We start from the raw sequence: 19,603 nt of genomic DNA on the forward strand, positions 1-19,603 counted from the left end.
GAGGTGGTGGCCCACCGGCAGCACGCCGGCAGCCACCCTCACAGGGCGCGGTGTCCTGGCGATCCGCGGCACCAGCAGCGATGGCCGGGACAGGTCCAGCGTGTGAACGGGCTCCGGTTGAAGCCACGCCGGTCCACTGCCTCACGTCCCCAGCGGCACAATCCCTGCATCTCGTGCTGCAGCTGCTCCAGCAGCTTCGGCGGCGGCAATTTGTCGGGCTGCGTGCAGATGGCGTAGCCGCCGTTCAGAGAATGGGCCACAGCAGCGGAGCAGGCCGTTTGATGTAGGTTGCCCCATAAACAGGGGGGTGTTGCCTACACTGGTGCCATGGTCATAACGGCTTTCGATCCCGCCACTGGTGGCGCCATGGCGCTGGTAACGGTAGCAACGCGTGCCGGCGAGCTGCGCGCGCAGCTGCACTACCACGCGCACCAGTACTACGTGCTGGATGCGCCCGAAATTTCCGATGCCGAGTACGACCGGCTGTTCCGAGAGCTGCAGGGGCTCGAAGACGCGCACCCGGCCCTGCGCACGCCCGACTCGCCCACGCAGCGCGTCATCGGCCAGGTGCTGCCGGGCTTCATGCCGGTGCGGCACCAGGTGCCGATGCTCAGCATCCGCACCGAGACCGACACCACGGCCGAGGGCGCGCGCGCCTTTGACGCCCGCGTGCGCCGCGAGCTGGCGCTGACCGAAGCCGACCCGCCGGTGGCCTATGTCGCCGAGTTGAAGTTCGACGGCCTGGCCGTCAACCTGCGCTACGTGGACGGCGTGCTGGTGCAGGCCGCCACGCGCGGCGACGGCGAGACCGGCGAGGACGTGACGCAGAACATCCGCACCATCGGCCAGATCCCGCTGCGCCTCTCGGCCGACGCGCCGCCGCCGGTGCTGGAAGTGCGCGGTGAGGTGTACATGCGCCGCGACGCCTTCGAGCGCCTCAACGAGCGCCAGCGCGAGGCGGGCGACAAGACTTTCGTGAACCCGCGCAATGCCGCGGCCGGCGCGGTGCGGCAGCTGGACCCGGCGATTGCCGCAAAACGGCCGCTGAGCTTCTTCGCCTACGGCTGGGGCGAGGTACAGGGCTGGAGCGGCATGCCAGACACGCAGGCCGGCGTGCTGGAGGCATTCGAGCGGTTCGGGTTGCCGGTGAGCCGCGAGTGCGCGGTGGCGCAGGGTGCGGACGGGCTGATCGAGTTCCACGCCCGCATCGCGGCGGCGGGCGACGCGCTGCCCTTCAACATCGACGGCGTGGTCTACAAGGTCAACGACCTGGCGCTACAGCAGCGCCTGGGCTTCGTCACGCGCGAGCCGCGCTGGGCGGTGGCGCACAAATACCCGGCACAGGAGCAGGTGACGACGCTGCGCGACATCGATGTGCAGGTGGGCCGCACCGGAAAGCTCACGCCCGTGGCGCGGCTGGAGCCGGTGTTCGTGGGCGGCACCACCGTCACCAACGCCACGCTGCACAACGAGGACGAGACGCGGCGCAAGGACGTGCGCGTGGGCGACCGCGTGATCGTGCGCCGCGCGGGCGACGTGATCCCGGAGATCGTGGGCGTGGTGCCGCGCATGGCGCTGTCGGGTGAGCCGCTGGAAAGCGCCGCGGCCGATACGGTGCGCGACGCCGCGCTGGACGTGCTGGAGGCGCAGCCCGACCCGGCTGCGGTGGCGGAAGGCACGGCGGTAGACGCCGTACCCGCCGTCAACCCCAACGACTACCCCGGCCGCCCCGAGCCCTTCGACCTGTACAAGAAATTGGGCGGCCACTGCCCGGCCTGCGGCAGCGACATCGTGCGCGGGGAAGGTGAAGTGGACTGGCGCTGCTCGGGCGGCCTGTTCTGCCCGGCGCAGCGCAAGCAGGCGGTGCTGCACTTTGCCGGCCGGCGCGCCATGGACATAGAACGATTGAGTGACCGCATCGTCGAGCAGCTGGTGGGCGAGGGCGACGCGCCGCCGTTGGTGCGCACGCTGCCCGACCTCTACAAGCTCAGCTTCACCTCGCTGGTGGTGCTGGAGCGCATGGCGGAGAAGAGCGCGCAGAACCTGCTCAAGGCGCTCGACGACAGCAAGCGCACGACGCTGGCGCGCTTCATCTTCGCGCTGGGCATCCGGCACGTGGGCGAGCGCACGGCGCGCGACTTGGCGGCGCATTTCGGCTCGATGGACCGGGTGATTGCCGCAAGCGAGGAAGCGCTGCTGCAGGTGCACGACGTGGGGTCGGTGGTGGCGCAATCCATTCGCACCTTCTTCGACCAGGCGCACAACGTGGAGGTGGTGGAGCAGCTGCGCGCCGCCGGCGTCACCTGGGACGAACACGAGGGCCGGCAGGAAGCGCCGCCGAGGCCGCTGGCGGGCAAGACGGTGGTCGTGACCGGCACGCTGCCGACCCTGACGCGCGAGCAGGCCGAGGCGCTGATCGAGGCGGCCGGTGGCGAGGTAGGGACGTCGGTGTCGATGACGACGGCCTACGTGGTGGCTGGAGACGAGGCAGGCTCCGATCTCGCCAGGGCACAGGAATTAAACATTCCGGTGCTGGATGAAGAGGGTCTGCATGCACTGGTGCTCGGTACTGCGAACGAGCTGACCAACGACGTTGACTTTGCACATGCCGCCCGGTGGTTCCCTCACGAGACGGAAACCCCCTACGTGCTGATACGAGTGAGCGACGAGCATGCGAAGCTCTGGGCAACCCGTCTCGGCCTAGCAGTGCGGCGCTGTTACGTCAGCGACTCCATTGTCAACACACAGGCAGCCGCTCATGGCATCGACAAGGCCGAAATCATCGCCGCGTGCCTCCCTGACGCGGGCGCCACAATGGCGGGCGACTTTGGGGAGATCATTGTCTACTTCTACCAAGGCGCCCAAGCGCTTCCCACGTTAGCGCTCGGCCCGAAGAAGTGGCGACTGAAGCAGGATCGAACAAAGCCGGCACCTCACTCCGACGTCGTCCACTTTGTGTTGCCTGCTTGGCCACGGGCAAGCTCCAATGACGTGCTTCTCTGTGCTGAGGTTAAGACAAAGTCAACCAACGCCGACTCGAAGCCCATTCAAAACGCCATTACAGACTGCGAGAAGGATCGGACCAGTCGGCTTGGGCGCACGCTCGTTTGGCTTCGTGAGCGGGCGCTTAAGGGGTCGCTCGACGATGGTATTGAGATTGCGCATCTCAACCGCTTCATCAAAGCCACTGAACATCCACCAGCAACCAAGCGCTTTCGAGCGGTCGCTGTAGTTTGCCAGTCGCTGGTTGACGAAGAGTTGAACAACGCGCCTAACACTACGTCGCCCGACTACACGCTGGTCGTTATCGCTGTCCCCGAACTAAAAAATACCTACTCAATGGTCTTCGATGCTGCCATGAAGGCACTCCCGCCGGAGTCCAACAACGAGCCCACGCTGCTGCCACAGTTTGAGGTGGCAGCGAAATGATGGCGTCCCTTGAGCGATGGATAGGCGACGCTGACGCTCTTCGGCATCTCGAGCACTTTCAAGTGCGACAGTCAACGATCGACCATGCCCATATCCGGGAGCGAACCGACGACTACTACGTTGCGTTGGTGGGCGAGTTGTTTGAAAGGATGCACGACGCTTCTGGAGACGCTGCAGGCTGGGCGCGCTTGGGTAATGCGCTCGCGCAGCTGGCCGGCGACGAGGATGGCAACGGGCTTCAACGCATTGGCATCTCAAAGTCAGAGGCGACACTATTCGCTGCTGCCGCTTTCTACAGCGGAGGATTTCCGGCATCGGCGTACCTAACCATCCGCGCCGGGGCTCCGGAGCAAAGTGACGCTGATGTCTATAGAGCGTGCTTTGACCTTTTGGCACGCCCGAACAACATGAGCTCACAGGTCGGGCATACGCTCCTCAACGCCCTTCGACGTGGCGATATGACGACTCTTGCCAAGATCGGCGAGGATGCCACGGCGCAGTCGGCATTATCACTGCGAGTAGGACCCGACGCGTGGATTCCCGCGCGGCTGTTCGAGCAGCTCATCAAGCGATTTCTGGCCACCAACGTTCGTGCCGTGCTACCAAACGGCGAAACCGAGTTTTGGACTCCTTTCGTTGGTTCGCTGCTCAACCGGCGGCCGGCGTCGTGGGAATTCTTTCCTTCTCAAATCACTGCCATTCAACGCGGTCTTCTCAGCCGCAACGAAACGTTCTCGCTTCAGATGCCAACTGGCGCAGGAAAGACGACCTTGTGCGAGACGCTCCTCTACTGGCACGCCAACACCACGGAGCACGACGTAGCAGTCCTGCTCGTGCCATACCGTTCCCTCGCTTCAGAGTTGCGTAGCAGCATGGTGCGGCGACTTAACGCGCTCGGCATAAATGCTCGATGTGCCTACGGTGGAACCATTCCCACGGGTAACGAAGTGCGAGACCTTAATGAGACGCGTGTTGTCGTGGCAACGCCAGAGGCGATCTCCGGCCTTCTTGCGGCAAACCAGGGTTTTTACAGCCGGATCTCGTTGGTTATATGTGACGAGGGCCACCTTCTGGATGGTGTTGGGCGCGGTGTGGGTCTTGAGTTGCTCTTAGCAAGGATGCGCGCTCGCGAAGGCGGATCACCTCGCTTCGTTTTCGTTTCAGCGATCGTGCCGAACATCGAAGAGATCAACGCTTGGCTTGGAGGCTCTGCGGATAGCGTCGTACGAAGCGACTATCGACCGGCACTCGCTGAATACTCGGTACTGCGGCCTACTGGCAATGGTACCAGGACAAGCATTGCGCTCGATATGCATCCGCATGAGCCGAGTCCAACTCGGTACCAGATTGAGGCCTTTCTCTCTCAATCCGACTTCGAGTTCGTGAACTCACAAACGCGCCGCCGAAATACTTATGGCTTTGACTCGGTAAAGACGCAAGCCATAGCGGCCGGGCGCAAGGCGCTATCAATGGGAACAGTTGCCGTTTTTGCCGCAAATAAACGCGGCGATCAGGGCGCTATAGGCCTCGCCGAGGAACTCGTTAGGCAGCTTGGGCGCCCGCTCACAATGCCAGCGCCAAATGACTTCATCAACAGGGAAAAGCTAGCTCCTGTCATCCAGTATCTTGCCTTGGAGTACGGGGCAAACTGGCTGGGCACGCGTGTCGTTGCAGCGGGTGCCGTCCTCCATCATGGAGATATACCACAAGAAACCCGTGAAATTCTCGAAACTCAGTTGCGCGAAGAAAATATCCGCTTTGTTATTTGCACGACCACGCTGGCCGAGGGTGTGAATTTACCGATTCGAACGCTGGTTCTTTACTCGGTGCAGCGTCGGCAAAGGAACGGTTCCCCGGAAAATCTTCTTACTCGCGACATTAAAAACTTAGTCGGGCGTGCAGGCCGCGCAGGCGCGACGACGAAGGGGTTGGTGATATGCGCAAACCAACAACAGTGGGGGTTGGTAGCTCAGGTGGCCCGCCAGTCGCCTGGCGAGCCGGTACGCGGTGCACTGCGGTTGCTTGTTGAAAGATTACGTCAAGCTCTTGTCAGGCGTGATGCGCCATTAACGAATGCCGACATTGAAGCAGTACCCGCGCTTCACACGCTGGTAGACGGCATCGACGCAACACTTGTAGATCTCGCTGCCGAAGAAGTCGGTGAGGACCTCCTTGTAGCAGAGGCTGTACGTCTCGCCGACCAGACCTTCGCATCGCAGCAGGCCGACGCAATCTCCAGACAGGTTCTCCGAACCATCTTCGAACTCCGCGCCCAACGTGTAATTGGCATTCGGGCAGCCGGACGACTCAACTGGATTCGCGAAACAGGCGCGCGCCTTCGCATGCTTGATGCTGTTGAGACAGGCCTCCTCGCGCAGAGGGCCACATGGGATGATGTTTCAGATCCTCTCGATCCAAGCGTCGTTAGCGTCTTTCTTGAATGGGCATGGGGACAAGTTGATTTTCAGAAGGCGTTACGTAAAGCATACCGGCGGGCCGAAGACGAGGACATAACCGGACTGCAGCAACCCTTTTTCGATACCGTAAACGCATGGCTCATGGGCTCGCGCTTCCTACACATCGTGGAGGTGTCAGGTCTGAACCTTGATGATCTCTTAAGCGTTCATAGCCACGTCGTGACATACGTTCTTCAAACGTTGGTTGAACAAGGCGTCGCGCTTCTTGCAAAGCTCCTTGAAGGGCAAGGACGCACTTTGGCGCCGGCTGTTCTCGCGTTCCCGGAACACCTCCGTTTCGGGGTACCTACAACAATCGCACGCGTCCTAATGGCCGGCGGAATCCGCCACCGCAGCGGTGCAGTAGAAATTGGCAACGCACTGATGCGTACCGGAGTTTCTGGAGAAAACCGACACGCTGTTTTTGAGTCCGCACGGCTGTCGCTTAACCAGTATACGCAAGCATGGCGCGAGCACCTCGGTACGCTGGTGCTGGAAAACACAGCATCAGACCTACAGACCGCGACTTGATTTAAGCCTCGCCACTTGCCGTTTTCTCAGTGACATGACGCCGCCCGCACAAATCTAGAACCAGAACGAGCCGCCATGCCGACTGGGTACTGAGCCATCGCAAATCGGGAAGTTGCTTGTCGGAGGACGACTCGCAGTCCAGCGTATGCTGCGTACTACGTTGCCAAGTTGACCACGTATGGCCGAAATAAGTTTTGCGCCCACCCCATAAACAAACTGAAGTTATGAAAGGAGAACAATAATGCTTAACGAGGAATCTTTCCGTAGCTTTGTCAAAGCGGCGCAAGCTTTAGAGGTCGATCAAGCAATCGGTTGCGAAAACATTACAGAAAGAGTTGATTTCTCTAACGACAATAGACGCTTACCTACTCAACAAAAGATTATCGATTACTGCGAGACACAGATAAAAGAAGCCTTGCGATGTGACGGATTTGATGCCACGCGCTTACTAAGACTTAAGAAGCAATTCACCATCCTATCGTTTATAGCAGCAGATAAAGACACAGAATACTGCCAAAGAATATTGCAGGTAATATGCAGGTGCACGAAGGATTTCTCGTCCCTCCCGTTGGCGAAAGAACCTTGGGTTAACGCGATAAGTTTCTCCATCGCATGCATCCGAGCTGGAGCGCATACACTCGGAATAACCAAAGATTACTATGCCCAAGAGCATTCCATCGCACAGGCGTACAAGAGGATGGCTAAGCGAGGATATAAGATCGAAATTGTAGATGGGTACACCAACATATCCACTGAGACTCAAAACAAAATTGCTGCCGCCATTGACACAAGAATTAAACAATTCGGCCAAGGCGCTGCGTTTCAGATATACGAAAGCATAGCAAAAAACTTCAACTCAGCATATAAAAGATATTCCTTCAAAAGGATTAGCCGGGAACCACTGATTCCATGGGGTTACATCCACAATCTATCAATAAAAAATCTTCGCTATTCTGCGCCAAAAAAAATTGGTTTAAAGAAAGCGTGGAGTGAAGCATTAAGCTTGGCAACCGACTATTGTACGCTGCTTGATGTGCAAGAATACTCCAATATGGAGATAATATTTCCGCCGAAAAATATGGATATATTAAGCCACCTAAAGCGAATGGTTTTAATAGACCAAATTTACCAGATCAAACAATACAATGAAGATGATATACTAGATTTAGTGCAAGGCGTTTATGGCGCAGTAAATACGGAGAAATATTCACTGCCTTGGTCCACAGAAGATTATCTTGTTGTAGCAAGATGCATTATTGATTTATCACGCAAATCAGGATTACAAACGATATCAAAGGACCATATTTTTGCGGGCATTGGCCACGCGCTGCCGAAAGAAAAAACTCTCGAAATTCTTTCCTGTCTGCACCATGAGCCTGAACAAGTCAACTCTGGATATTTATACCCAGTCGACGCTGAAAAAGAGAACTATCACTATAAGCCATTGGTAAAACTCAATGAAAACACCTTTTATGTAGGGAACTTGTCATTCAGTTGCTTCGGCTTCTTGGAGGTTATAGCATCGAAGTATCGTCACTTAGGAGTTACAGAATCAACTGTCGGCGATCTTCTTGAGGACTATGTAGGGCAGAAGCTTGCTGCAACTGGCGCCAAATACATGGCAAATGAAAAATATAAAATAAATGCACAGCAGCGCGAAGAGTTGGACTTGAAAAGCCTTGAGGGAGAATGCGACTTCATTATTGAGACGGATGACAATATAATCTTTATTGAACTAAAGAAAAAGATACTCGGTCGAAAAGCTCAAGGGGGCGATGTACTGCGTCTGGCTTTTGATCTATCTCAAAGTTTCTTGCTTTCCCAAGTGCAAGCCAACTGGCATGAAATCATATTGAAACGCTACAAGAGAATATATTTCAATTCAGGAAAAATATTGGAGTTAAATGGCAAGACAATTGAAAAACTGTCATTATCTATGCTCGACTTTTTTAGTTTGCATGACAGGCTTGTAGCCCAAAAGCTTCTTGAAGAGTTTTCAAGGAGACGACTGCATGTGGAATCCAACAAAAAAAGCATTACGACTGACGTTTCGAAGGTAAATAAATTGCTTGACGAGCTTAACAAGCAAATCAAAATGCCTGAACTTTCTCACCATCGGAACGGCATATTCAAATTTGCCACGTGTCAGTTTCTCAACCTATCCCAATTCACCTCAATGCTACGAAATTGCAATAGCCCTGAAGACATCCATAGGCACCTGACATCCCACAAGCATATAACCACTGGAGAAAAAGACCGCCACAGCGAAAATATATATTTCAACCACAATCTCAAGCGGCCAGATATTTATGACGATAGGTAAAATTGATTTTACGAAGAAAGAATACCGACTGTTCGCGCCGCACACACAAGCGAACTTGTTAAAACACGCATCACAGGCGCAAACGATGGTGCATTGATGTTCGGGCAATGCGCCAAACGTCTAGTTTGACGCTGCCCGCGATAAATGAGTGCGTTCATTTACTTTTCAAACGTTGAACACTCGCTGCTCCCCGGTCAATCTAGCGGCTAGAATACGCACTTCACTGATTCGTCATTACGCCGGGAAGCGCTGACTGCATCTGCCATGCTTGAGGATTTGGAGGACGCAAAAGCTGACCTTTTGCGCATTCAAGACATCTGGGCTAATTACTCTGGGAACAACCCGGATAAGTATGTAGCGCAGTTGCGCGCCGCGCGTAGTCGAGTTCGCCATCTCACCAGTGCCTGCAAGACCGCGGGCTTCATTGAGCGTACGCCGCAGGAGGCGCTCGACGCCCGGATCGACGCAGCTTTTCCTCGTGCCGAGTTGAAGGCGCCGTTGGATGGGCCCGATCTGCCCTGCACGGTGCCTGTGGGTTCGCTCCAGAGGCGCACGCCGTAGCAGCCCGACCCCTCCTGTCCACACGGCACTATCAGGTAGTCGCGCAACACGCCGTCCTGCACTGCCAGTCGGTTGAGGCTGCGCCAATCGCTGCCGGCCTGGACGAAGGCGAGGCGGACCCACGTCTTCCAGGCGAGATTGGGAACGCGGTGCATCGGGCCCGCGGCCGGATCGCCCGGCAGCGCTAGGTGCTGCAGCACGTCGCCCACGGCGCGCAGGCGCCGGCGCGGCGGCTCGTACAGCATCGCGGGCACCTTGCCCATGTGCCGCGCCACGATCAGGCAGCGCCGGCGCGTCTGGGCCAGGCCGCCCAGCTCGCCGCAGTCGTGCACCGACTCGGCCACCGCGTAGCCGTAGGCGCGCAGCAGCGCCGTGATCTGGTCCACCAACGGCCGGCCACGCGTGAGCAGGCCCGGCACGTTCTCCAGCACCATCAGCTCTGGCGGGTCGTCGCCCCAGGCTTCGAGCATCAGCCACACGCCACGCAGCGTCAGCTCGTTGAGCGCGATGTACTTGGCCGCCTGACTTTTGCTGGCCGACAGCAGGCCGCTCAGGCCCTTGCAGGGGCTGCTGAGGAACACGATGTGCGGTCGCTCGCCGCCGGCAGCGCGCTGGATGTCCTGAGGCGTGGCCTCGCGCCAGCCCGCAGGCGGCGCCTTGCCGTGGAAGGCTGTGTACTGCTCGCGGCTGAAGGCGTCGAGCACCGTGCCGGCCACGCCCGTCATGCGCTGGAAGTTGCGCACCGAGGCCGGGTTGACGTCGAAGCCGCCGATGCAGCGCGGCTTTGCCAGCAAGTTGCCCACGCGGGCCTGGCCGCGGTTGAAGCCCTTGCCACCGCCGCCACTGCCGTGGAAGCCGTGGAAGTGCCGGATCTCCTGTCCATCGAGCCGAAGCGTCACTGCGTCGCGCTTCATGCGGCTCTCCCGGCCAGAGGCTCAACGCGCTGCAGTCCCAGTGGGTTGAAGCACCAGGGCATGCCGTTGATCTCGACGGCCACAAGCCCCTGCAGCGCGCAGTCGTCGTCGTGCACCACGGCGCCTTCCCGGCCGGTGACTTGCACGGCGTCGTAGACCTTGAAAGGCCGCCGGGGCTGCAGCTGCAGCTGCTGCACCGTGGCCACCACCCGAACCCGCTCACCGGGCCGGAAGCTGGGCGAAACGACCTTCGTTCGCTCACCGGCCGCGGCGCCGCGGCTGGCGGCCGCAGCAACGTCTCGCTGCCGGGCAGGACAACGCCCGGCGAACGGGCAAGCCTTGTTGGTGCAGGCAGGAGAGGATGGATCGTCACTGGCCTCGCGCCGGCACTGCCGCAAGTGCCAGGTGACGAACGCCTCGACCAGGGCCAGCCCAACTGCAACGGCGGGCTGCTGCTGGCGCAACATGTGCGCTGCGCTTTGGTGCTCGGTACAGCTCATGGTTGCGCCCCTCAGCTCAGCAGCCCGGTGGCCCGCGCCATGGCCAGCTTCGCTGCCGGCACGTGTGACTGGAGCTCGTTGCGCAGTTGCTCGGCATGCATCTCGTCGGCGCGCTCAGCCAGCAGCGCGACCGCCTTGACCACGGCAAAGAGGTCGGGCGCCGCCTTAAAAAGGTGGGCCGTGGCCCTGTACGGCAGCAGTGCCACTTGGTCAGCGACGCTGCGAATGGCAATACCTATGGGCAGTACCTGGCCTTGAATCTCAGCACGAATAACTTGTGTGTTGTCGCTGACCAGATAAGGGCCGGGGACAAAAGCTGCTTCGAATATCGAGGCGCTGGCGCTGATGTCGAATCCCGCGCCAGGTATCAGCAAGCGGATAATGGCAGCCATCACGCCATCTCCGCCATGCGATATACAAAACCACCGGCAAAAGCGAGCAAATTACTCGGCAGTGACCAGCTCAATTTATGAGCTGGCAATGCAGCGGCCACACCAATGCATTTCATGGCTAAATCTCCGGGGCGCTGAGTAATCACGCCATGGAGTCAATCTAGCAAGTTGCTAGACCTATTTCAAGCAAGTTGTCATTGAACTAGGGACACGGCACGGCGCCTCCTCGCCCGCCAAGAACGAGAAGAAGTGCGACGGCTTGGCAGCCGCTTTGAACCGGGTACCCTGCGGGGACTGCAGCGGGCGCCGGCTACCCTTCAGCCAAGGGCAAGGGACTCAACCGGCGGACGTCGCTCGCTGCCCTTGCCTGAACAAGGGCCAGAGCCTGCGAAACACGGCAGCGACCTCCGCATCCGTGGAGTCATCGCTGATCAGGTCCAGGGCTGCATCAACCAGGACCAGAAACGCTGCCGGCGGAACCGTGACACCGGTCTCTTCGCAGTGCGCCGCAATGCGGGCAGCCACCCTGCGCCACCGGGCGAGGGCAGGGCTGCCGCTGGCGCCGTCCGCCACCGTATCGTTGTCCATCCAGCCACGCTCCAGGCCGAAACCCGCTTCGATCGCGCGAGCCATCTCGGTTCCCACGTGGCGCGGCACCCGGCTGCCGTCCTGGCGCCTGGGCCCCAGAGTGCCGGCAAGGATTTGTTTGATGTACTCCGCTGACGCATTGCCACAGCGCGCAACGACGTCAACGCCGTACGTCCCGCACAGCTCCTCCAGCTTGGCCTTCCGTCTTTCTTCTGCTGTCTGCATGCCGGCATTGTGGCCGTGCAGCCTGTATGTCGGCGTGCGCCTCAACACGTGGGGAGACGCTACCTGTGCCACAGTCTAGCAAGTTGCTATGCTTTGAACATGAGCAGCACTTTTTCCCCTGCTGATCGGCAGCGGTTTCACGAGCGAATCGGCCACAGCGAGCAGTACCTTTACCAGTGCCTGACTGGGCGGCACGATATAGGAACAGCCGCAGCTGCCCGTGTGGAAAAAATACTTGACGGTGAAGTCCGGCGATGGAATCTCTGCCAAAAGACATGGTGGCAGCGCTGGCCTGAATTGGTCGGTACAGAAGGGGCGCCGAAAATCCCAGAGCAGTCGTAGACCTGAGATGGATTCCGATAACCCAGCTGGTCTGGACTCCATCGCTCGATTCGGTACCAGCTTGACGCACGCGGGTGCGCCGTTCGGGCCTCAAGCTCTTTCCGCCAACGAGCCAAGGCCCTTGGGGCTGGGGCCGCAATGCCAATGCCAACTGGCCTACGACGCGTGCGTAGGCTCACAATGAGAGTGCCGAACCCTTTGGACTTTTGCAATGACCTACCGCGTCTATGTGCGCTGGCCAGACCAGCGCACCAGTGACAAGACCACGACCGAAGACCGCGAGGTGGCGGAATTCGCGTTCGCGAAGCTCACCCGCACGCCTGATCTTCCTTACAACGGGGCCTTGGGAATTGCCTTTACCCACAATGGTTCTCAAATCGACTACGTGGCCTTCGTACAGGAAAAGAAATAGCAGCGGTCGCTGCGCTTGGATGCCACAGCGTCGTCACGAGCGAAATGCAGCGGAAGCTTCCGCAATAAATCGATTATATTGGAAACACAGACCCATTAAGAATAAGCCGAACCACTGCACCAATAAATCAATTTTGAACTTATAAACAGAATACATCTTGCGCCAATATAACCATTATTGGGTCAGCATTACTACCCCTGTACCCATCCACAGTGATATATTAGCTCCATGGCCTGGAAGTAATTCCAAGTCTGCGTACCGGGCGGCTTCCCGGTCCTTCATTGGTTGGAGCCTAAAATGGATTTATCCGAACAGCTTCAGGTCGCGCAAGCCGCCGCAAAGGTGGCCGGGCAGGAAATCACCATCCCGCTCAAGCATATTTATCGCGATGCCCTTAATGTCCGCAAAAAGAAATCCAAGCAGAGCATCAAGGAGCTTGCTGCGCTCATTTATTCGCAAGGCCTTCTGCAAAATCTCGTAATTCGCGCGGAACTCAAGGGCGTCAAAGGCAAGAAGGAGCGTGTGCCCACGGGACGCTACGGCGTGGTGGCCGGTGGGCGGCGACTGGAGGCGCTGCACCTGCTGTTCACCGAAGGCAAGATTGCTGCGGACTACCCCGTGCGCTGCCTGCTGGTGTCGCAGCAGGACGCCGTGTCGGTATCGTGCGCCGAGAACTGCGGTCGTGAGCCGCTGCATGGCAGCGACCTGTACGACGCATTCCGCGCCATGGCCGATGAAGGCAGGACGGCGGCGCAGATCGCAGACGCCTGGGGCGTGAGCACGCTCACCGTGGAGCGCCGGCTCAAGCTTGCCGATGTAAGCCCTAAGCTCATGGCGCTGTACCGTGAGGACGGCATTGAGCTTGAGCAATTGATGGTACTGACCCTTGTCGATGATCACGCAACTCAAGAGGCATTGTGGTTTCATGCGCCGCAGCATGAACGCTCGGCGTACACGCTGCGCAGCAAAATTACCGGGGGCAATGTGCCGCCCACGCACCCGCTGGTGCAGTACGTGGGCTTTGCAGCCTATGAAGCGGCGGGCGGCGCCGTGCTGCGCGATCTGTTCTCCAACGACGAGGCCGCGCCCGGCTACGTGACGGATCGCCCCTTGTTGGAGCGGCTGGCGCTGGAGGCCCTGGAACGCGAGGTGGAAGTCCTGCGCGCCGAAGGCTGGAGCTGGGTTCAGGCGCGCACCAGCTTCACCTACAGCGACCGCCAAGCTTTCGATCAATGCCGCATGGTCTATGTCGAGCCCAGCGAGGAACAACAGCAGCGGCTCGACGCGCTGGAAGCGCGCCTTTCCGAATTGGATGCCCAGCTTGAAGACCTGGCCCCCGAGGCACCGGAAATTGCCGAGCTTGAAGCGCAGCAGGAGCAGGCCAACAGCGAACGCGAAGCGGTGGAGCAGAGCTTGCGGCACATCGACCCGCGCGACTTGCCCGTGGCGGGGGCTGTCGTGTACGTGGACTCCAGCGGCAAGGTGGCCGTCACCCGCGAGCTGGTCCGCATCGAAGACCGCAAGGCCCAGGCCGCGCAGAACTCAGCCACGGCGTCGGCATCCGGTGGTCAGCACGGGGACACGGGCTCGGCACCCGCCAAGCAGCCCAGGCCTGAGTTTTCGGAAAAGCTGCTGCGCCAGTTGACGGCGCATCGCACGGCGGCACTGCGTGCCATGCTCGCCAACAACCCGGCTGTGGCGCTGCGCGTGCTGGCATGGCAACTGGCGCTGCGAACCGGCCTGGGCTCCGAGTTGAGCCGCGACGACGCGCCGGTGGAGATTCGCGCGGACGTGGTGGACGTGCGCAAGGAAGGGCCCGATCTGGCTGCGTGCCGCGCACAGCAGGAAATGGACGCCCACAGGGAGCGTTGGAGCGGGGCGCTGCCGCGCGAAGCACAGTCGCTGCTGGCGTGGGTGCTGAAGGCTGACGATGTGCACGTGCTCGACCTGCTGGCTGTTTGCACCGCGAGCACGCTCAACACGGTGCAGGGCAGGGAGTCGCCGCAACCCATTGCCGACGCCATCGCTACCGCCGTGGGCCTGGACATGGCCGATTTCTGGCAGCCCTCGGTAGAGGGCTACTTGGCTGCCGTGCCCAAGGCCAAGGTGCTGGACGCCGTGAGCGAAGCCGTGTCGCCTGAAGCCGCTCGCAAGCTCGACGGCCTGAAGAAGGACGCGCTGGTGGCCCAGGCTCAGCAGCAACTCGACGGCAAGCGCTGGCTGCCGTCTGTCCTGCGAGCTAGGAACTGAACCAGCTTCTCGTCAGTCCCCGAGCCTGTACCGGGGGCTGGCGGTTGAGGCTGGGCAGGCGGGGGGCTGGGCACCGTCGCCGCAGGGCGGCTGGCCTGCCGGCGCTGCTGTCCTGGCCGACGCCGCTGGCGCCCACCCCAGCCGCCGAAAACGGCACCGTGCACCGCTGACGGCTGGTCAACGGCACTGCGCAAGGTGTTGCCGGGCAGCTTGGCGGGCTGGCGCGAGGTCATCAAGGACCCGAGACATGGAAAACCTGCTGACACAGTCGCAGCGAGATGCGTTGCGCCGCGCGCTCGATGGCCGGCTGCTGGCGCTGTGTTTCGGCGCCGGCGTGGACTCCACCGCCATGATCGCGGCGCTGCATGCCGCAGGCATCGAGCCCGATGTGATGACGTTCGCAAACACCGGCGGGGAAAAGCCCCTGAGCCTGCAGCACCTGGAGCGGGTGAACGCGGTCTTGCGCGGCTGGGGCTGGCGCGAGATTCACGAGGTGCAGCTCAAGCCAAAAGCGCAAACCGGCTATTCGACGCTGGAAGGCAACTGCCTCAAGAACGAAACGCTGCCCAGCCTCGCGTTTGGCATGAAGTCCTGCAGCATCAAGTGGAAGCAGCAGCCCCAGGACAACTTCCTGAAGGGCGTCACGCGAGGCCCCAATGCGTGCGCGCCCCACCCGCTGTGGTTGCGCGCGCAGGCCAGCGGGCAGCGCATTGTCAAGCTCATCGGCTACGACGCTGGCAAGGCGGACTTGAGGCGCACGGCAAGCCTTGCAGACAGCGATGGCACCTTCGACTTCATCTACCCGCTGCAGTTCCTGGGCTGGACCCGCCTGGACTGCGTGCGCGCCATCGCGCGGTACCTGGGCTCGCACCTTGTGCCGATCAAGAGCGCGTGCTGGTTCTGTCCGGCCAGCAAGGAGTGGGAGTTGTGGTGGCTTGCCGCCGAGCTGCCCGAGTTGCTGGAGCGCGCCCTGTTCATGGAACGACGCGCTCTCACGGGCAAGCACAGTCGCTTTGACGAAGTGGAGTTCGGCGCGAGCTGGGAATGGGGTAGACGGACTCCAAGTGCAGAAAGGTGCGCCTGCAGTTGCACCCGGTTGCAGGCAATCGAATTAGGGTTGCTACTTATTCAACAACCTCCAGACGACAGTAGCTGGGCGATGGCAGCACCCACTTTCACCCGGTAGAGTCGGCGGCCCACTTTCTGCGCCGAGGCAGCCATGTCCGCCTTTGCCGACCGCTTCGTTGGATGCGACTGCCTGCCAGGGCGGCTGAGCGAGTTCGACCGGGAGCACTTCTTCACGCTCACCAAGGTGGACGTCGATGCCCTGAAAGATCAGTTTCGCGAAGGGCATCAGCTGGCCGCGGCTTTGATGGTGCTGTTCATGCGCGTGGCCGGGCGCACCCTGGATGGCTTCACGGTCATACCGCGCAACCTGCTGCGCTACGTGGCCGGCACTCTCGGCGTGGCGGCCCCGTCCATCGCCAGCCTGAGGTCGATCTACGGCCGCAAGCAGACGCTCTTCGCCCACCAGCGCTGGGCCAAGGAATACCTCGGCCTGACCGAGCTCGATTCCGAGCAGGAACGAAGCCTCATGTCAGCGCTGGAAGTGCAGGCGCAGGATGCCGCACACACCGACGATCTGGTACAGGCGGCCAGGCACTGGCTGTTCACGCGCCGCATCCTGATTCCTTCGACCCGCCGGCTGCTGGACTGGGCGCGGGACGCCTTTGCCAAGATTGAGGCGCAGATCGTGATCTGCGTGGCCGACGCCGTGGGCCGCGAGAAGGCCGCAAAGCTGCTGCTGGCCGTCCATGCTCCACGGCCCGGCACGGACGTCAACCGCATCGAGTGGCTCAAGACGCCGCCCAGGCGCCACAGCCCCACCACACTGGCCGAGACGCTGGAGAAGGTGCGCTACCTCAAGACGCTGGGCGCGCATGAATGGGACCTTTCCGGCGTGGTGCTGGCGCGGCAGCAGGCTTACGCTCGCCAGATACAGGCCCGGCGACCCTACAGGTCCCGCGATATCAAGCTCGTCGCGCAACTCGTCGAGGTGGTGTGCTTCCTGCGCGTGACGCTGCTGGAGCTCACCGACACGGCGCTGCATCTGGCCAGCCGGCGCACGCAGCAGCTCGTGCGCTCGGCAGCCGAGCGTGCCCGCACCCGGCACGCCCAGGAAAGCGCGAGCCAGCTGCGGCAGGCCGCGCTGGCCAAGGCGGTGCTGCACGACGCTACGAAATCCTGGGAGGAGCGGGTCCTCAAGGCGCAGGAACTGCTGACCGCGGTCGGCGATGCCGTGCCGGTCAGTTTTGCGTCGCGCGTGCGAAAGGCGCTCGCTGAGGACGCGACCCGGGTCCATGCCTGCCTCGATGTTCTTTCAGGGCTGGAGTTCCACGGGCGGGCCAAGGACGCCGGCCTTGAGCAATGGCAGGCCTGGACCACACTGCGTTCCCGGTTCGGCCGCGAGGGCATCGGGCGTGACGAGATCCCAGATGTAGGGGCGGCCTGGCGGAGCCTGGTGCAGCAGTCGGATCGCAAGGCAGGCTGGCGTGCCTTCGAGGCCAGCACGATGCTGGCATTGCGGCGCAGCCTGCGCCGCGGCTCGGTGTGGATCGACCATTCCTTGAGCTTCCAGGGCCAAGAGCAGTTGCTCATTCCGCCACAGCAGTGGGCGTTGGAGCAACGCGAGCACGTGGAGCTGCTGGGCGTACCGGGATCGTTCGACGCGCTGCTGATGCCGTTGGTGGCCGCCATCCACGCGGGCATGCAGGCCCTGGTGGAGGCGCTGCGCGTGGGCAAGGTGGAAATCGGCACGGATCGCATGCTGCACCTGCCCGCCTTGACGGCGCTGCCCGACGATGGCGAACCGGTGCGCACGCGCGAGGCCATCTACCGGCGCATCGGCGACGTCCAGCTGCCTGACCTCATCCTTGAGGTGGACGCCGCAACCAACTTCAGCGATGCGCTGCTGGGGCACCGGGCAGCTTCCTCGCAGGAGCTCATCGCGGTGTACGGTGCGCTGCTGGCGCACGGCACGGACCTCGATGCTCGGGGCGTGGCGCACATGATTCCAGGGCTGGATGCCGCTCAGATCCTGGTGGCCATGCGCGCCATCGAGGGCAGCGGCCGGCTGCGCCGAGCCAACGAGCGCGTGGCCGAGTTCCAGGGCCGCATCCCGCTGGCCGCACTCTGGGGCGACGGCGACAAGGCGTCGAGCGACATGCTCGCCCTCGACGCGTCACGGCACCTGTGGAACGCGCGCGTCGATCCGCGCCGGCGCACCTACGCCGCGGGCATCTACACCCACCTGCGCGACCGCTGGGGCATCGTCTACGACCAGCCCATCGTGCTGGGCGAGCGCCAGGCCGGCGCCGCCATCGAGGGCGTGGAGCAGCACAACCGCGTCGAGGACCGCATCCGGCTGTCACTGGTTGCGTGCGATACCCACGGCTGGACGGACGCCGCGATGGGCATTGCGAAGCTCCTGGGGTTCGACCTGTGTCCGCGCCTGCGAGACTTGGCGGAACGCAAGCTTTTTCTGCCCAGGCCTACCTGATTCCCGACGAGCTGGATGCCGTGACGGAGCGACGCGTTTCCCTCAAGGCCATCGAGCGTGGCTGGCCGGAGCTGCTGCGCCTGGCCGCGTCCATCCGCAGCGGCCGGGTGTCGGCAGCACAGGTGATGCAGCGCTTCGGTTCGGCGGCGAGGGGCGATCCCGTGCACCGGGCCGCGGAGCATCTGGGACGGCTGCTCAGAACCGTATTCCTGTGCGATTACTTGGCCGTGGCGGACTTCCGGCGCGAGATCCACACGCTGCTCTCGCGAGGGGAATCCGTGCACCAACTCCAGCGCGCGGTCTACAGCGGCCGGATCGCGCCCGAGCGTGGTCGGCGTCCTGACGAACTGCGGGCAATCTCGGGTGCTCACGCACTGATCGCGAATTGCGTCATCGCGTGGAATTCCAGCAGGATGCACAAGGTGGTCCTTGCACTGCGCGACAGCGGCATGCGCATCGAAGACGAGTGGCTGCGGCACATCGGACCGGCGCATTTCGGGCACATCAATTTCCGAGGCACGATGCGTTTTGGCGTCGAGCGGTTTGCACAGTCGTTGATCGACGACAGCGGCGGCGCGGCTCGCCAGTCTCGACTGATCTGAACAGATGCTTCCGCCTTGCCTGGAAAGTCCTGCTGCGGCACGAGCCGCGTGTCAGCAGCGCCCACGATGGAAGGGTGGACCAATGCGTGTCGTCGCCTGCGGCCCAGTGAACAGCGGTGGTTCATCACAATGGCGCGATGAGAACCTTTGCGTTGTTCGTGGCCACGGCGCTGGCCGAGATTCTGGGCTGCTACCTGCCATACCTGTGGCTCAAGCAGGGCCGCTCAATGCTGTTGCTGATCCCCGCGGCCGTGAGCCTGGCGCTGTTCGCGTGGCTGCTGACGCTGCACGAAACGGCTGCCGGACGGGTCTATGCGGCCTATGGCGGCGTCTACATCGGCGTGGCACTGCTGTGGTTGTGGGCCGTCGATCAAATTCGTCCGACGGCCTGGGACGTGGCCGGCGCAGCCGTGGCGATGGCTGGCATGGGCATCATCATGTTCCAGCCCGCGAGATAGGCCCCTTCCACGCTGATTCTCTTCGGCACTGCAATGGCCGCCGCAGGCAGGGCACAGGTGC

Annotated in this window: 10 protein-coding genes and 3 pseudogenes; 9 read left to right on the forward strand and 4 right to left on the reverse strand. The window is 61.3% G+C overall.

Going from position 1 to position 19,603, the window contains the following annotated elements; all coding sequences use genetic code 11:
• Positions 1 to 366: 366 nt before the first annotated feature.
• The 4 genes and pseudogenes from ligA to ALA01S_RS33140 all read left to right on the forward strand — a co-directional run.
• A pseudogene (ligA, locus tag ALA01S_RS17165) lies at positions 367 to 2,571 on the forward strand (NAD-dependent DNA ligase LigA); the annotation flags it as partial.
• A gap of 201 nt (positions 2,572 to 2,772) precedes the next feature.
• Positions 2,773 to 3,429: pseudogene (locus ALA01S_RS34825) on the forward strand (Hachiman antiphage defense system protein HamA); the annotation flags it as partial.
• A 62-nt stretch (positions 3,430 to 3,491) separates the two neighbouring features.
• Positions 3,492 to 6,416, forward strand: a complete 2,925-nt coding sequence (locus ALA01S_RS31955; protein ID WP_218011487.1) for a DEAD/DEAH box helicase — start codon at positions 3,492 to 3,494, stop codon at positions 6,414 to 6,416.
• A 241-nt stretch (positions 6,417 to 6,657) separates the two neighbouring features.
• A complete protein-coding gene (locus ALA01S_RS33140) occupies positions 6,658 to 8,739 on the forward strand; it encodes a hypothetical protein (RefSeq protein WP_157119082.1) in 2,082 nt (693 codons plus the stop codon).
• 326 nt (positions 8,740 to 9,065) lie between these two features.
• Here ALA01S_RS33140 and ALA01S_RS17175 read toward each other — a convergent pair whose 3' ends face one another.
• From ALA01S_RS17175 to ALA01S_RS17190, 4 genes are all read right to left on the reverse strand, one after another.
• Positions 9,066 to 10,214 carry a DNA cytosine methyltransferase gene (locus ALA01S_RS17175; protein WP_066338643.1) on the reverse strand — a complete coding sequence of 383 codons (1,149 nt, stop codon included), beginning with the start codon at positions 10,212 to 10,214 and terminating at the stop codon, positions 9,066 to 9,068.
• Positions 10,211 to 10,681, reverse strand: coding sequence for a hypothetical protein (locus ALA01S_RS33145; RefSeq protein WP_157119083.1), 471 nt, complete (start codon positions 10,679 to 10,681; stop codon positions 10,211 to 10,213). Before ALA01S_RS33145 ends, ALA01S_RS17175 begins: the two co-directional genes overlap by 4 nt.
• 44 nt (positions 10,682 to 10,725) lie before the next feature.
• Positions 10,726 to 11,106, reverse strand: a complete 381-nt coding sequence (locus ALA01S_RS17185) for a hypothetical protein (RefSeq protein WP_066338648.1) — start codon at positions 11,104 to 11,106, stop codon at positions 10,726 to 10,728.
• Positions 11,107 to 11,442: 336 nt separating this feature from the next.
• Positions 11,443 to 11,919 (reverse strand): hypothetical protein, encoded by a 477-nt coding sequence (locus ALA01S_RS17190; protein WP_066338650.1) that lies wholly within the window; start codon positions 11,917 to 11,919, stop codon positions 11,443 to 11,445.
• Between the two features lie 553 nt (positions 11,920 to 12,472).
• Here ALA01S_RS17190 and ALA01S_RS17195 point away from each other — a divergent pair.
• From ALA01S_RS17195 to ALA01S_RS17220, 5 genes and pseudogenes are all read left to right on the forward strand, one after another.
• Complete coding sequence (locus ALA01S_RS17195) at positions 12,473 to 12,673, forward strand: hypothetical protein (protein ID WP_066338651.1); 201 nt, start codon at positions 12,473 to 12,475, stop codon at positions 12,671 to 12,673.
• Positions 12,674 to 12,970: 297 nt separating this feature from the next.
• Positions 12,971 to 14,923, forward strand: coding sequence for a ParB/RepB/Spo0J family partition protein (locus ALA01S_RS17205; protein WP_084267665.1), 1,953 nt, complete (start codon positions 12,971 to 12,973; stop codon positions 14,921 to 14,923).
• Positions 14,924 to 15,170: 247 nt separating this feature from the next.
• Positions 15,171 to 16,109 carry a hypothetical protein gene (locus ALA01S_RS17210; RefSeq protein ID WP_066338654.1) on the forward strand — a complete coding sequence of 313 codons (939 nt, stop codon included), beginning with the start codon at positions 15,171 to 15,173 and terminating at the stop codon, positions 16,107 to 16,109.
• Positions 16,110 to 16,142: 33 nt separating this feature from the next.
• Positions 16,143 to 19,084: pseudogene (locus ALA01S_RS17215) on the forward strand (Tn3 family transposase).
• A gap of 137 nt (positions 19,085 to 19,221) precedes the next feature.
• On the forward strand, positions 19,222 to 19,542 hold the full coding sequence (locus tag ALA01S_RS17220; protein ID WP_066338655.1) for a YnfA family protein: 321 nt from the start codon (positions 19,222 to 19,224) through the stop codon (positions 19,540 to 19,542).
• The last annotated feature ends 61 nt before the right edge of the window (positions 19,543 to 19,603 follow it).

This window comes from Azohydromonas lata NBRC 102462 (genome assembly GCF_001571085.1).
Classification (GTDB): Bacteria; Pseudomonadota; Gammaproteobacteria; order Burkholderiales; family Burkholderiaceae_C; genus Azohydromonas; species Azohydromonas lata.